The 13,140-nt window shown below is 63.2% G+C and carries 13 protein-coding genes; 3 read left to right on the top strand and 10 right to left on the bottom strand.

Annotated elements, in window-relative coordinates; genetic code table 11:
- Positions 1 to 310: 310 nt before the first annotated feature.
- Entirely contained in the window at positions 311 to 1,438 is a 1,128-nt protein-coding gene (locus FHS02_RS24480) for a TIR domain-containing protein (RefSeq protein ID WP_137316816.1), read from the top strand.
- 4 nt (positions 1,439 to 1,442) lie between these two features.
- Here FHS02_RS24480 and FHS02_RS24475 read toward each other — a convergent pair whose 3' ends face one another.
- Together FHS02_RS24475 and FHS02_RS24470 are read right to left on the bottom strand one after the other, a co-directional pair.
- A complete protein-coding gene (locus FHS02_RS24475; protein WP_137316817.1) occupies positions 1,443 to 1,943 on the bottom strand; it encodes an SRPBCC family protein in 501 nt (166 codons plus the stop codon).
- Between the two features lie 145 nt (positions 1,944 to 2,088).
- The gene (locus tag FHS02_RS24470) at positions 2,089 to 3,018 is read right to left on the bottom strand and encodes a LysR family transcriptional regulator (protein ID WP_137316818.1); all 930 of its coding nucleotides are present in this window, start codon (positions 3,016 to 3,018) and stop codon (positions 2,089 to 2,091) included.
- 94 nt (positions 3,019 to 3,112) lie between these two features.
- Here FHS02_RS24470 and FHS02_RS24465 point away from each other — a divergent pair, with 94 nt between their 5' ends.
- Positions 3,113 to 3,664, top strand: a complete 552-nt coding sequence (locus tag FHS02_RS24465) for a hypothetical protein (RefSeq protein ID WP_137316819.1) — start codon at positions 3,113 to 3,115, stop codon at positions 3,662 to 3,664.
- A gap of 24 nt (positions 3,665 to 3,688) precedes the next feature.
- Here FHS02_RS24465 and FHS02_RS24460 read toward each other — a convergent pair whose 3' ends face one another.
- From FHS02_RS24460 to FHS02_RS24440, 5 genes are all read right to left on the bottom strand, one after another.
- Complete coding sequence (locus FHS02_RS24460) at positions 3,689 to 4,498, bottom strand: hypothetical protein (protein ID WP_137316820.1); 810 nt, start codon at positions 4,496 to 4,498, stop codon at positions 3,689 to 3,691.
- Between the two features lie 71 nt (positions 4,499 to 4,569).
- Positions 4,570 to 5,205, bottom strand: coding sequence for a class I SAM-dependent rRNA methyltransferase (locus FHS02_RS24455; RefSeq protein WP_137316821.1), 636 nt, complete (start codon positions 5,203 to 5,205; stop codon positions 4,570 to 4,572).
- 93 nt (positions 5,206 to 5,298) lie between these two features.
- Positions 5,299 to 6,279 carry a PEP-CTERM sorting domain-containing protein gene (locus FHS02_RS24450; protein WP_137316822.1) on the bottom strand — a complete coding sequence of 327 codons (981 nt, stop codon included), beginning with the start codon at positions 6,277 to 6,279 and terminating at the stop codon, positions 5,299 to 5,301.
- A 7-nt stretch (positions 6,280 to 6,286) separates the two neighbouring features.
- The gene (locus tag FHS02_RS24445) at positions 6,287 to 7,204 is read right to left on the bottom strand and encodes an SAM hydrolase/SAM-dependent halogenase family protein (protein WP_137316823.1); all 918 of its coding nucleotides are present in this window, start codon (positions 7,202 to 7,204) and stop codon (positions 6,287 to 6,289) included.
- Positions 7,205 to 7,213: 9 nt separating this feature from the next.
- Positions 7,214 to 9,718: a TonB-dependent receptor plug domain-containing protein gene (locus FHS02_RS24440; protein WP_137316824.1), complete on the bottom strand. Its 2,505-nt coding sequence runs from the start codon at positions 9,716 to 9,718 to the stop codon at positions 7,214 to 7,216.
- Between the two features lie 217 nt (positions 9,719 to 9,935).
- On the opposite strand from FHS02_RS24440, the gene FHS02_RS24435 reads away from it, so the two are divergent.
- Positions 9,936 to 10,634, top strand: coding sequence for an aspartate/glutamate racemase family protein (locus FHS02_RS24435; protein WP_137316825.1), 699 nt, complete (start codon positions 9,936 to 9,938; stop codon positions 10,632 to 10,634).
- A gap of 51 nt (positions 10,635 to 10,685) precedes the next feature.
- Here the strand turns inward: FHS02_RS24435 and FHS02_RS24430 are convergent, their stop codons facing one another.
- The 3 genes from FHS02_RS24430 to FHS02_RS24420 form a co-directional block, all read right to left on the bottom strand.
- Complete coding sequence (locus FHS02_RS24430) at positions 10,686 to 10,964, bottom strand: hypothetical protein (RefSeq protein ID WP_137316826.1); 279 nt, start codon at positions 10,962 to 10,964, stop codon at positions 10,686 to 10,688.
- Positions 10,965 to 11,016: 52 nt separating this feature from the next.
- Positions 11,017 to 11,559 (bottom strand): PEP-CTERM sorting domain-containing protein, encoded by a 543-nt coding sequence (locus tag FHS02_RS24425; RefSeq protein WP_137316827.1) that lies wholly within the window; start codon positions 11,557 to 11,559, stop codon positions 11,017 to 11,019.
- 102 nt (positions 11,560 to 11,661) lie between these two features.
- Entirely contained in the window at positions 11,662 to 13,059 is a 1,398-nt protein-coding gene (locus tag FHS02_RS24420; protein WP_137316828.1) for an MgtC/SapB family protein, read from the bottom strand.
- Positions 13,060 to 13,140: the final 81 nt, after the last annotated feature.

Raw genomic sequence — 13,140 nt, 5'->3', positions numbered from 1 at the left:
TTCGAAGGGCGCACGCTTGCAAGCGCAGCCCTGTCCGAATCGCCTATTTGTCGTTGAGGCAGAATTTCCACCTGGCGGAAATTTTGGCTCAACGGCCTCGCGCGCCGAAGGCGCGCGCTCGTTCATACCGTTCAATGCGCCGGCTGACGCCGGCTTTCCGGCGGAGGTCCGCCGGAAAGCGCCGCGGCGAAGCCGCGAAGCGCCTCGCTTAAGGTAGGGCTGATGTCGTTTTCGAACAAACTGGCAGACGGCTGCTTACCTCCTGGCTAAGATAATGCAAACTAGGGACTGAAATCGTTCGGGTCTACCCATGGGCAGACCCGAAACGACGAGCGCTACTGTGCTGCCTGCCGCAGTGGCGAGCCAGCCTGATGGTACTTCGAAGCTCGTCTTGGCGACTCCAGCGTTTCTGCTTATTAATCTTACAGCGGCGCTTGCATCACATCTCGCGCCTCTTTATAGATGTCTCCCGTTACCTGAAAGGGATTCGATGAACTGCTTTGTGATCATGCCGTTCAGCCCGGAGTTTGATGACGTCTATGCTGCAATCAAGATAGCCGTGGAGTCGACTACCAGCGCTTTTGCAGGACGCTGTTTTCGCTTGGATGAAAGCCGACCGGCAGGGCGGATAACTGACCGTTTAATCACCGAGTTACACTCAGCAACGATCTGTATCGCCGATTTGACCGAGGAGCGCCCAAACGTCATGTGGGAACTTGGTTTCGCAATGGCGCTGGGAAAACCGACCGTCATTCTCACTCAAAATGAGTCTCTGCCGTTCGATGTGCACGATATGCAAAAGATCGTCTATAGGCGGCTTCAACTTGACGCTACTCTGGTTGCTCCTCTTAAACGAACGGTATTCGACACGTGTGGTTCCCTGTTACAGCAGGAAGTTACATCGATGGATGCTACTGCCTCAACGTTGGGGACGATGCTGGCAGAAATTTCCCAACTGAAAACTATTATTGCTGAATTTGTTGCATGGAAAAATGTTGACGGAGAGCCGAATGGAGTACCGCAGGCAGAGAACTCCGCATTGGTGGGGCATTGGTACAATTCCGAAAGCAGCAGTAACGTTTATGCTCGCAACATTCGTGGCGAACTTGTAGCCCCATACTGCTTTGGTGGGAACCGCAAGCTGGTGGGTGTTTATTTTGGGTGGCGGCGCATCGGCGAGTATTGGTATGCGCGCTACCAATGGATACACCAGGATATTTGTGGCTTTTCTTTCTTGCGTATGGATTCGATGGAAAAAATGACGGGGGCATGGTGGCCTTCGGAAAATAACAGACAGGATGAGACATCCCCGCCTCGAGATGGCGGGATTCCAGCCAGCTGGATCAAGCAAAGCTCTCCCGCGCCATCCTGGGCAGAGGATTTCTTCCGCGAGGTCGAGCAAGAGGGGCTGGCAAGCTGGTTGGCAAGGTATCGGTAGCTGCTCAACGCGCAGCACCCACCAACCCATCCAGCCAGTCCTGGTGCCCATTGATCATCGGATTCGGCTTTGCCTTTGCCAGCGCCCGAGCAGGCTTCCCCACCTGGGTCTCCTGAGTAAGAACGCGCACCCGCCCACCCGACAGTTCCTCGATCAGCCAGGCATGATGCACATCCAGCCGGTCCTCCGCAGTACTGCCCGCCCACCCATGCCACGCAATGCGAGCCGGCTGCCCGCGAACTGGTGCTACATGCTCGACAACCTTTGCCTCGACAGGAAAGCCAAACGTCTCGAAATAGAAGCGCACACCGTTTTCCAGGTCCGGTCCTTTGCCGTCATGAAAGCGCGTGTTAGCCGAGTTGCTGTAATACGTCGGCCAAAGGTGAGGGGTATTCAGCAACGGCCAGAGATCTTCCACCGTCAGGCCGGTGACGATAACCTCGTTGGAGCAGTAGTTGTCGGTAAAACCGGGCACGAAGCCTTGCGGCCACAGGATGTCGCTCATCGTATTCCTTTCAAAAATGTGTTCAGGCGATGAGCGAACTCTACGTGCCAGCAGCAAATGAATAAATCGCCGCGGGGTCACATTGCTTGTTACACCGATGAACAAGACGATACGACGGCAACACGACAGGCACCCGGCAGTACAGTCAACGGCGCGGCGATGCCGGCGAGCGAAGCTCTCCCAGCATAAACTCGACAAACGCCCGGACGCGTGCCGACATATGCCGGTTCCGCGGATGAATCACCGAAAATCGCCGTGACCTCCCGCCGTATTCCCGCAGCACCTCAACAAGCTCGCCCCGGGCAACCGCGGCCGCGGCAATGAAGTGGTAGGTCTGGAACAGGCCGCCGCCGCCGAGCCCTAAGCTGACGCAGCCCAACGCATCGTCAAACACGCGGAAACGGCTGCGGAACACATGATCGATCTCTTCACCGTCCGGCATCTTCAGCAGCCATGGCATCGGCCGGCCGGTCGTGGGCTGGATGAACTGCAGGCAGTCGTGCCGGGAGAGGTCGTCGGGCCATTGCGGAACGCCACGCCGGGCGAGGTAGTCCGGGGTTGCAAAAATGCCGACCGTGGCATCCTCCAGTTTGTGGGCGACCAGCCGCGAGTCCTGCGGCATGCCGATGCGGACGGCGAGATCGATGCCTTCCTCGACGATATCCGCGACCCGGTTGGAAAGGCTCAATTCGAGTTCGACCTGTGGGTACGCGTCGGTAAAACGGCGGAGCATCGGCAGCAGGCGGTAGTTGGCATACAGGTTTCCCACGCTGATACGCAATAGCCCGGCCGGCACTTTCTGGTGCCCGGTAATCGTTCTCTCCGCCTCGGCAATCTGTTCCAGGGCTTCCCGGCACTCGTGCCAATACAGCTCGCCTTCATCCGTCAGCCGGACGCTCCTGGTCGTCCTGGCGAACAGCCGGACGCCGAGCCGTTCCTCGAGCCGCTTGATCGACCGGCTCACCGACGCCGGCGTCAATCCCAGGACTTCGGCGGCCGCCGAAAAGCTGCCGAGTTCCGCTGCTTTGCAGAAGAGTTCGATGCTGCCGATTTGCGTGGTGTCCAGGCCTGTCATGACGGATTACCAAGGAGCTGATGGACTGGATTCGACATCGAAACGTTCCGCAGGTTTATTATGATAACGATAATACAATTCTCGCTGTCCGATCATGACCAGATACTTCCGCCCGCATCTCGCCGCCACACTTGCCGCCTTCGCTTTCTGCGCACCCGCATCCGCCAACTCAATCGACGACCTCACAGGCGACTACACACTGCAATCCTCCACCACAGTCCCGGCCAGCAACTGGGGCTACTCCAAAGCCCGCATCTCGATCAGGAAGCTGGACGACCGCCACGTGCTGATCCTGCTGGCCTGCGAGTGGAAGCGCGATCCGAAGTCGGTCTGCGGCGACCATTATTTCGCCCAGCAGCGCGATGGCAGCGTGTATCTGCAAGACATGAACAGCGACTGGCTGCGGTTTTATTTCGATCCCGCCAACCGCAGCCTGGCCATCGTGTCGCGTGGCGCGGACAATAAGGAAAGCGTGCGCCGCGACATCTTTACGCCAACCTCGGCGCCGCTGGAAGACCGTGCCCTCGTCCGCCGCATGAAGCGCGAGCAGGGGAGCGCCGAGCACAAGGAAAGCGTGCGCGTGTTCGGGCATTACAGCAAACGCGCCTACCTGAACAACCGCATCGAGTTCCAGAAAAATCCCTGACGCCTGCCGGGGAGGGCGGACATGTCAGGGCAGGGCGACGATCCCGTCGATCACCTTGGCACATTCCTCCGGCAACGGGTCCCGATTGCCCGGCACGCCCAGTGTCTCGACCTGCAGGACACCCATCGCCTTGTGCCCGCTGGCGAACAGCGCCTTGACCGTGGCGGTATCGGCGGGGCTGGTGTGCTGGGCGATGAGCAGCCTTGCTCTTTCCAGCTCCGGCTTGCGACGGACATGCCAGACGTCGAATGCGGCCGCATAGGCGGAAGCCTGGGCCGGAAAACGATTGCTGCAGTTGGCCAGCACCTTGCCCAGGTAGACGCGCCGGAACTCCAGGTCCACGAGTCGCCGCTCGTCATCCGTCAGCGGCTGCGCCGATGGCTTGGGCAGGTAGGCCATGTCGGCGCGGTGGGGTGTTGCCGGGCCGCGAATGAGGTCCGCGAACTGCGCGAGCAGCAGCTCGGCCGTGACGGGATGGCCGTTGGCGCGGCCGTGCAGGCTGCCGTTCTTGAACACCAGTTGCGCCGGCAGGCCGAACAGGTTCTCGAACAGGGGTTTGAAATCCGGAATGGCGCTCCATGCCGGCCACTGCACGCGTGCGAACGTCAGGCCCGGAACGGTACTGGCGGCTGCCGCCTGGTCGAAGGTCTCGTCGGCGGTGTAGCAGTAGGTGCAGTACCTGTCGGGCGACGTGAACTGCACCGCCACCAGATCATGCCGGCGAACGAAATCGGCCAGCTCGTAGGGCTTCAGCTCCGTGACCGGAGCGGCGGCAATGGCCAGCGAACACGCGCCGGCCGGCAACAGCATCCAAAGCCATTTCAGGTACTTCATTCGCACTTTCTTTCACCATAAAATGCAGCCAGCGATACGACTGTTTTATATGCGCCAGTCGCTGTCCTGTCTCACCTTGGATAGACAAACCCCGTCCGTATGTCCATCGGCAGCAGCTTCGCGCCATCGCGCACCATCAATCGCTGCGGCGGCTCATCCCCTGCCAGTGCGCGCGGTGCAACGTGCAGGCCTTCACCCTTGCGCAGCAGCATATCGCAGCGCTCATAGACATTCGGGCAGCCGGTGGCCGCCAGCAGCGCTTGCACCACTGCCACCTTCCACAGCTCGACGCCGCCGGAGTTGAACTGGCAGACCAGATAGCCGGCTGTGCCGCCATAGCTTTGCACCACGAGGCCCGACAGGCCATCTTTCTCGCCATCGACCAGCTGTACCAGCGCCTGCGGATCGGCCGTGCGCAGCGCGTTGGCGCGGCGAGCCACGGCGGCCTGCACGCGCCGCTTCATCATGGCATGGTCGACGGGTTCATCCTCGCGCAGGGTCCACACGCGGGCGGCGATCTGCGATTTGGCGTTGTACGCGGCGCGGGCCAGGAACTGGCGCGACGACGACTGCACGATCGCCGTGGCGCCCGGCTTGTTGCGCTCCTGCGGCTTGCCGTCCACCTTGTCGATGGCGGACGCATAAATGTACGGGTCGCCGGCCAGCAGGCCTTTTTCCTTACCCTGTTTGATGGTGATGATGAGCATGTGGGGCTTTCGTTGAGCAGGGCGGGGATGATACAGCACCGCACGGCGGCTGTCGCATCTCCCGCACCGGCTGCCACGCAGCCCGCCTGTCCGTTACCGCATCCGCCTGCGCAGCACGGGAATCAACGCCAGGCCGGCGAGGAACATCCCGTAAGTGGACGGTTCAGGGATGGGTGGAGGATTGATGACCGCCTGTGCGTAGGCGTTCGCATCGAAGCGTACCGTTCCCTCGCTGTAGAGATCGGCAGCGTTGGACAACGTGATGGACAGCGTGCCGCTTCGTACCTGGCCATCTGTCGTGAGATTGAGCGCGAATGTGTTGGCCTCTTCCTGCTCGATTCCCCCGTCGATGCCGCCGGCATCGTAAAGCTCCCCTAACATGCGCGCTTCCGCTCCAGCGAAGCTGTAGTCGAGAAGGCTGTCAGTGATCAGCCCATTGACCTCGTAGTCGACCATGAACGACACCGCCGACCCGGGAGAAAGCACGAAAGCACCGATTTGAGACTGGGCCAGGGCCTCTGTATTAAAGCCAATGTACTGGTTCCCGGCGCTCGTCGCGGAGGCGTTGAGTGCGGTACGGTCCAACCGGGTCGCACCTTCGATTCGCGCTGACATGGCATCCCCGCCATCCGCCCACTCTCCCGTTACCGGCGCATCGTCTTCCGGTCGCGTGGGAAATAAAACCGAACCCCTGTAGATGCCGTAAAGGTGTGCGTAGCCATAATCCGGCGAAGCGATCCAGGAAAGGCTGGGCGCGATACCGTCATCGGGAGTCAGGTCCGTCAGCGTATAGCGGAAATTGGAAGCCGATGCGTTGGCGGTGGCATTCGCCAGGGCATTCTGGTGAATGCCAAACATTGCCAAGACTATGCAAAATATTGAATTTCGTGTATTTATTTTTCCTGAAAGATCTTTTAGCGACATATAACTCTCCAGTAAGGGAAAATGGAAAGCTACGCTAGCATTCTCTATTTTTAATGTCAAAATAATAATATTAACTAGCGTGATGATATTCGCTCGATAAAACGCCTGCATGGCGAGTGCAGGCGTGGCGTGTTTTGATTCGCCGTGCAAGCCCGCGTTATTTCACCGGTGCCTTACTAATTTCCACTTCCCAATCAACGCCCGATTCGATTTTGTATTGATCCGCGAGCTTCCCCTGGCTGATCGCCACGGCCACTTCCAGCAGGCTGTTCAGATAAACCAGCGGCTTGCCCTTGGCTACGCCGCCGAAGGTGTGCTCGAACGGCGCCACTACCTTGGCCACCTGCTTGCCCTTGTGCAGGAAGCGCACCTGTACCGGATCGTGCACGCCGATCTTCAGTTCCTCGAACAGCGCCTTGGGGATGTTGGTCCACACATTGCCGTACTTAACGTCGAGCACGGGAACGATGCCGCGGATGACGTCGCCATTGCGCACGGCTTTCTGGTAAGCCAGCTTCACTACCGATGCGCTCGGCAGCACGGGGCCCACCTGTTCGAACGTGATGGCGCCCGATGCCAGCCGCGCACCCACGAAGGCATACACGTCGCGGCCGTGGAAGGTGTACGACTCGGCCGAACCGGCCAGGCGGTTGACGTTCTCGTCGATCTCGCGCAGCTCGGCGACGCCGTCGCGTTCGGCGATCAGCGTGAACAGGCCATTGTCGGGGCCGACGAAGTAGCGGCCCGCGGTGGTCTTCAGGACGACCGACTTGCGCTGCGTGCCCACGCCGGGATCGACCACGTTGACGAACACCGTGCCTTTCGGCCAGTAATTGGCGGTCTGGTACAGGCGGTAGGCGCCCAGCCAGATGTCGTAGTCGGGAATGTCGTGCGTCAGGTCGGACACGTTCAGCGCCGGATCGACGCCGAAAGCCACGCCACGCATTGCGGACACGGCACCGTCGGACGTGCCGAAGTCGGTCATCAGCACCAGTGCGTTCCGGTCGAAGGCGTACGACGACGAAGCGACCAGCGCGCTGAAGCAGAAGGCGGTCAACAGTTTATGCAGTTTCATGGGATCTCATTAAAAGGTGTAGCGCACGCGGCCATAAAAATAGGCGCCGTTCAGGCCGATCGGGTTGATGAAGTTATAGGGCAGGGCGCCGCCATAGGTCGCGTTGTTCGTTTCGCGCACGCGCTGGGGGTAGCGGTCGAACAGGTTGTCGGCACCCGCGGCCAGCGTCAGCTGCTTCGTCAGCCGGTACTGCGCTTCCACGTCCACGGCCCACACGGCGCCGAAGCGCTGCGCATGCACGCCGTCGATGAGTTCCGCTTCGTCGTCGTACGAGAAATCCTTCAGCGAACCGAAGCGGGTGGCGCGTGCCTGCACGCCCCAGCGCGCGGCCTGCCAGTCGGCGCCCAGCACCAGTTTCGATGTCGGCGATGCGTGGCGGATCCGGAACAGGCTGTTCTCGGTCAGCAGCGTCAGGCCGGGATCGATCCGTGCCAGCGCGGCCGGTGCCTGGTGCACGCTGTCGATGCGCGTCCTGTTCAGGTTCAGGGCGGCGTTCAGGTCCAGCTTGCCGCCGGCGAGCGGCAGGTCGTGGTTGATCACCACGTCGAGGCCGGTCGTAACCGTGTCGAGCAGGTTGGCCAGGTAGGCCACGGACTGGATATCGCTGCGGCCGATTCCCGCGAGCCAGGCAGTGGCGGCATCGCTTTGCAGGTCGCTGGTGCGGGTGATGCGGTCGCGCAGCTTGATGCGGTAGGCATCGACCGTGATGCTGGTGTTGCGCTGCGGGCGCCACGCCGCGCCCAGCGACAGGTTGGTGGACTTTTCCGGCTTCAGGTTTTCGGCCCCGAACGCGCGCGCCAGGGCGTCGCTGGCCGGCAGCAGGGCGGCCGTCTGCAAGGCGGTGCCGTCGCTGTTGAAGTTGAGGGTGGAAAAGCGGAAGCCCGTCTGCACCAGCGCCGGCGCGCGGAAACTGTTCGACAGCGAGCCGCGCAGCAGGAAAGTGTCCGTGACCTTGTAGCGCGCGGAAAGCTTGCCGGTACGTGCGTTGCCGAAGTCGCTGTAATCCGAATAACGGGCGGCGGCGCCGACCAGCAGGCGCGCCGTGAGATCGCTTTCGATGTCGGCATAGAGCGAGCGTACCGAGCGGCTGCCGTCGAACGTGTCCTGGGGGCGCAGGCCCGGCCCGGCCTGGGCGCCCGGCGGTGCGCCGGCGACAGGACCGGCGGCGTACGACGCGGGATCGCCTGGCGAGCTGGTATAGGTCTCGTGCATGTACTCGGCGCCGATCGCCACATGGACCGGTGCGCCGATGCCGGGATCGAACTGGCGCGTGAGGTCGGCGTTGATGGCGTCCTGGTCGAAATCGAACGTGGCCAGGTGGAAGCGCGTCGGGCTGGCTGCGCCCAGCGAGGCATTGACCGAATCGGCCAGCCCGTAATCGAATTCGTTGCCGCCGTGGCGCGCGCTCAGGTCCAAGTTCCAGCCGCCGACAGCGGCGCGCAGGCCGGCCACCACGCTCACGTCCGTCATGTCGCCCTTGGTCGACGGGCGGAAGCCGTTCGGGTAGACCTCCGGCACGTTCGAAGGATCGCCCGGATAGCGGAAGTACGCGCTGCCGTCGGATTTGCGCTGGTTGATGGTGGCGAACGAGTAGGCGTCGATGCCGTCCGCGAGCGGCACCAGCGCGTTGTAGAACGCGTAGCGGTTGCGCTGTTCCGAATCGCCCGACTTGAAAACCACCTGGCCGTCGAGCGCCAGGTCGGCCGGCGTGGCGTTCCACGAGGTCCAGCCGGCATCGCTGGGGCCGGCCCGGTTGGTCGGGTTGCGGCCGCGGTATTCGGCGCCGAAGCGGAAGTAGCCCGCATCGCCGACCGGTACGCCGTAGTCGGCGCTGACGATGGTCGTGTGGCCATCCGTCTTGGTGTCGCCGGTCGGCTTGAAGTCGGTGCGGTTGGCACCGTAGCCGATGGAGGCGGAGCCGCCTGTACGCGCCTTCTTCAGCACGATGTTGATCACGCCCGCCACGGCATCGCTGCCGTACTGGGCACCGGCGCCGTCGCGCAGGATCTCGATGTGATCGATCGCGCCGGGCGGAATGGCGTTGACGTCGACCGGCACGATGCCGGCGAAGCTGCTCTCGGTGTCCAGCACCGCGCCGGCATGGCGGCGCTTGCCGTTGATCAGTACCAGTACCTGGTCGGGCGCCAGGCCGCGCAGCTGGATGCCGCGTACGGAGTCGGCGGCGCCGCTCGATTCGATACGCGGGAAGTTGATCGATGGCGCCAGGTCCTGCAAGGCTGCGCCAAGGTCGCCGCCGGACAGCGCGTTTTCCACTTCGCGCGTGCCAAAGCGGTCGATCGGCACGGCGCTGTCGAACACCGTACGGTTGCGGGCGCGCGAGCCGACGATCGTGACCTGGTCGATGGCGGCCGCGCTGGCGCCTGGCGCGCCGGCACTGGCCGGTTCTGTTTGCGCGTGCGCTGCCGGCGACGACATTGCCAGCAGTGCCAGCATGACGGCGCAGGGCAGGGCGCCGCGGCGCGGCGGCGGGTTCGGGGTAACGGGGCGGAGCATCGGAATCCTTGCATGGTCTTGGCAGACTGCAATCTTATTGCCTGGGTAACGGACAGCCAAGTACCGATTGTGGATATGCTTATGTAAGTAGCGGTGGCAATCCGTGGCCTTATCCGGGCGAACATGTACCGGCCCGCGCACCGGTACAGTAATGCCGTGCGCTGTACTGCTCCTGCGCCCGCGCTTGCCTTACGATGGCATTTTGTGAGGAGCGTACGTGAAAACAATCGGCCTGATCGGTGGAATGAGCTGGCAATCCACGGTACCGTACTACCGGCTGATCAACGAAACCGTCCAGCAGCGTGCCGGTGGCCTGCACTCGGCGAAGATCGTGCTGTACAGCGTGGACTTCCACGAGATCGCGACCTTGCAGCACGCCGGCGACTGGGTGGCGGCCGGGGCAGCGCTGGCGCACGCCGCCACTGCGCTCGAGCGCGCCGGGGCGGATTTCCTTGTGCTGTGCACGAACACCATGCATACCGTGAGCGATGCGATCACGGCCGCGGTCGGGATCCCGCTGCTGCACATTGCCGATCCCACGGCGGAGGCGGTCGTGCGCGCCAGCGCCGGGACCGTCGGCCTGCTGGGTACGCGCTTCACGATGGAACAGCCGTTCTACCGGGAGCGGCTGGCCGGCCGTGGCCTGGAGGTGCTGGTGCCGCCGGCGGAAGAACGCGAGCTGGTGCACCGGATCATCTACGACGAACTGTGCCAGGGCCGCATCGAGCCCGCGTCGCGCGAAGCCTACCGCTGCGTGATGGCGGGCCTGGCGGCGCGCGGGGCGCAAGCCATCATCCTGGGTTGCACGGAAATATCGTTGCTGGTCAGCGCGGAAGACGCGGCGGTGCCGCTGTTCGATACCACGGCGCTGCACGGACTGGCCGCGGCGGAACGTGCGCTGGGCGATCGGAACTGACGTTACAAAGACCGGCCCGACAGGGGCCGGCAAGGAAGCCCGCTACTGGATCTACGCGTCCTTTCCGTGCTGCCTGTCCTGGCCGGCCTGATCACCCTGCTGGTCCTGCCCATCGCATTCCTGCTGCTTGTGCTGCCTGTCCCTGGCCCGCCGCTGCGCAGGTTCGTCCAGCACGCGCCGGATCACCGGTTTCGGCACGCCGTCGCGCGCCATGACCAGCGCGGCCTGGTAGCGGCTGATGTTCGGCATCAGTTCCACGGTGGCGTCGACGGCTTCGGCCACCGGTTCATTCGGCCGGGTTCGGCGTTCATTCTGCATGGTCTTCTGCATGGTCACCTCCGGCTGGAAGCTTACACGCCTCCGGCGCGGCCCGACAATCGATTCACGGCGATTTCCGCTTGCGCCCGACCGCATGCAGTATCAGTGGCAGCCCTGCCAGCAATAGCGCCCAGGTCCCGGGTTCGGGCGCGGAACTGATGACGAAGGTTGTCTGGGGTGTCCAGTGATATTCCCATTCCTCGTAATGATCGAGCCGGTATGCGTAGCGCCACTCGCGTTCGCCGGACGTGTAGAAATGGCCGCCGCCGATCCATCCCTCGGGATCGCCGCCGTGCTGGCCAACGGCGAAGGACAGCGTGCCGTCCTGGTACGCGAAGGCTTCCGTGCTGCAGTGGTAGTACTCGTTGCTGTGGCTTTCGCACGCGATGAAATCGACGCCTTCCACGACCAGCGACGTGATTTCCGCGCGCACCAGCGCACCGTCGCCATCGGCGTCCTGCCCGACAAAACTGCCGGTCAGCTTGCGATCGGGCAGGAATGCACCGGCGATCGAATCATGAAAGCCCTGGTACGCGAAGTGCCACGTTTCGCCATGGGCCGGCATCGCGCAGGCGGCCAATAAAGCACACAGGAATGTTCTCGACATGACGGCCTCCGGAAATAGCGCAGAAGGCTTCCAGTCTAGGATGGAGCGGCCCGCAATGGGCGCGGCAGTACGGCGGAATTGAAAAAACTCAAGCGGGTTGCATCATGGCTGCAAGAGGCTGGCGGTGCCTGGTGCCGGACCCAGCGGCCCCGACCGCAATTGCGTCAGTTGCGGCCAGTGATCCGTCACGAAACGTGCCAGCGGCTCGCCAAGCAGCAGGCCGGCCAGCCCGACCGCGGCGATGACGCTCATCGCCACGGCGATCGACGCCACGAAGCGGCGGTTCGGTACCCGCAGCACGAAAGGCAGGTTGATCGCCACGCTGGCCAGCGATGCGAGGATCGCGCCGGTGGCGGCCACGTCCAGTTCGAGCTTGCCTTCGGCGGCCAGGCTCGCCGCTGCCGCCACCGCGCTGGCGCTGGACACGGTACCGCCAAGCGCGCTGACGACGTAGAAGCCGACGTTGCCGAAGTACTTCTGCGTCAGCACGCCCACGATGTGCAGCAGCAGGAAGATCAGGCCGTACTTCAGTGCGCTCCACAGCGAGAACGGCAGCACGATCTGGTTTTCCTGCGCTTCCTCGGCTGGCTTGATTTCCGGTGCGGCCGGGTGGCGCCGCACGAACACGAAAAATGCCGTGGCCGCCAGCATCGCGGCGAAGGCGCCGATGCCCGCTACCGCTACCGCCGGCGCCAGCAGCGCGAGGATCACGGCGTTGCGCATCACCATCGCCACGGTGGCGAGCAGGATCCCGCGATACGCGGCCGCCGCCACGGCACCCACCGCGCTGCCGGTAACGCGCGAGGCCAGTTCGTTGACGGTCACGCTGCTGTTCACCAGGCCGCCCAGGAAGCCGGCGATCGTCACGCCGCGCGCACCGAACGCTTTCCACAGCACGTAATTGACGAAGCCGATGCCGGCGATCAGGATCACCGTGGCCCAGGCGGCGCGCGGCTGGATCAGGCCCATGGGCCCGATGCTGCCGGTAGGCAGTGCCGGATAGATGACGATCGCCAGGATCGCCAGCAGCAGTGCGGAACGCAGTTCGCGCTCGGTCAGGCCGATCGAGAAGCCTTGCAGGATGTCCTTCCATGCCAGCAGCGCGGTGGACGAGACCATGATCGCAGCGGGCGTCAGCGTGTGGCCCTTGCCGCACATGATGCCGGCGATGCAGGTGACCAGCATGGCGGCGGACGTCGTCAGCTCAGTGCCCTCGTGGGTGCGCATGTCCTGCAGGTTCAGGAAGATCGTCAGCAGGCCGGTGAGAATCAGCACGATATACGCGTAAGTGTCGCCGAGCGACGCGCCCACGGCGCCCAGTACCGCGATGAAGCCGAAGGTGCGCAGGCCCGCTTCCTTCTTGCGCCGTTCGCGCTCGAGTCCGATCAGCAGGCCGAGCGCCAGCGCCAGCGCGAAGCGGGTCAGCATCTCGAGATAAGGCCAGTCCGTGACAGGGTCGATCGCCCCTGGCACGGCAGGCAGCGCGGAAATCAAACTCATGAGCCGACTGTAACGCCGATCGCGCCCCACCGCCCACACGTTTTGGAGCGCGGCAATGCTGTGCGGCGAAAAAACGCGTTG

It is taken from the genome of Pseudoduganella umbonata, from assembly GCF_014192225.1.
GTDB classification, from domain to species: Bacteria; Pseudomonadota; Gammaproteobacteria; order Burkholderiales; family Burkholderiaceae_D; genus Rugamonas; species Rugamonas umbonata.
This window is presented reverse-complemented; position numbering and strand designations above follow the sequence as displayed.

Excerpts from the sequence above, each read along its gene's own strand:
- FHS02_RS24475 (WP_137316817.1), bottom strand. The coding sequence starts at position 1,943 with ATGAGCGACATCCTGTGGCCGCAAGGCTTCGTGCCCGGTTTTACCGAC.
- FHS02_RS24480 (WP_137316816.1), top strand. The coding sequence starts at position 311 with ATGGGCAGACCCGAAACGACGAGCGCTACTGTGCTGCCTGCCGCAGTG.
- FHS02_RS24465 (WP_137316819.1), top strand. The coding sequence starts at position 3,113 with ATGACCAGATACTTCCGCCCGCATCTCGCCGCCACACTTGCCGCCTTC.
- FHS02_RS24445 (WP_137316823.1), bottom strand. The coding sequence starts at position 7,204 with ATGAAACTGCATAAACTGTTGACCGCCTTCTGCTTCAGCGCGCTGGTC.
- FHS02_RS24420 (WP_137316828.1), bottom strand. The coding sequence starts at position 13,059 with ATGAGTTTGATTTCCGCGCTGCCTGCCGTGCCAGGGGCGATCGACCCT.
- FHS02_RS24455 (WP_137316821.1), bottom strand. The coding sequence starts at position 5,205 with ATGCTCATCATCACCATCAAACAGGGTAAGGAAAAAGGCCTGCTGGCC.
- FHS02_RS24430 (WP_137316826.1), bottom strand. The coding sequence starts at position 10,964 with ATGCAGAAGACCATGCAGAATGAACGCCGAACCCGGCCGAATGAACCG.
- FHS02_RS24460 (WP_137316820.1), bottom strand. The coding sequence starts at position 4,498 with ATGAAGTACCTGAAATGGCTTTGGATGCTGTTGCCGGCCGGCGCGTGT.
- FHS02_RS24425 (WP_137316827.1), bottom strand. The coding sequence starts at position 11,559 with ATGTCGAGAACATTCCTGTGTGCTTTATTGGCCGCCTGCGCGATGCCG.
- FHS02_RS24440 (WP_137316824.1), bottom strand. The coding sequence starts at position 9,718 with ATGCTCCGCCCCGTTACCCCGAACCCGCCGCCGCGCCGCGGCGCCCTG.
- FHS02_RS24470 (WP_137316818.1), bottom strand. The coding sequence starts at position 3,018 with ATGACAGGCCTGGACACCACGCAAATCGGCAGCATCGAACTCTTCTGC.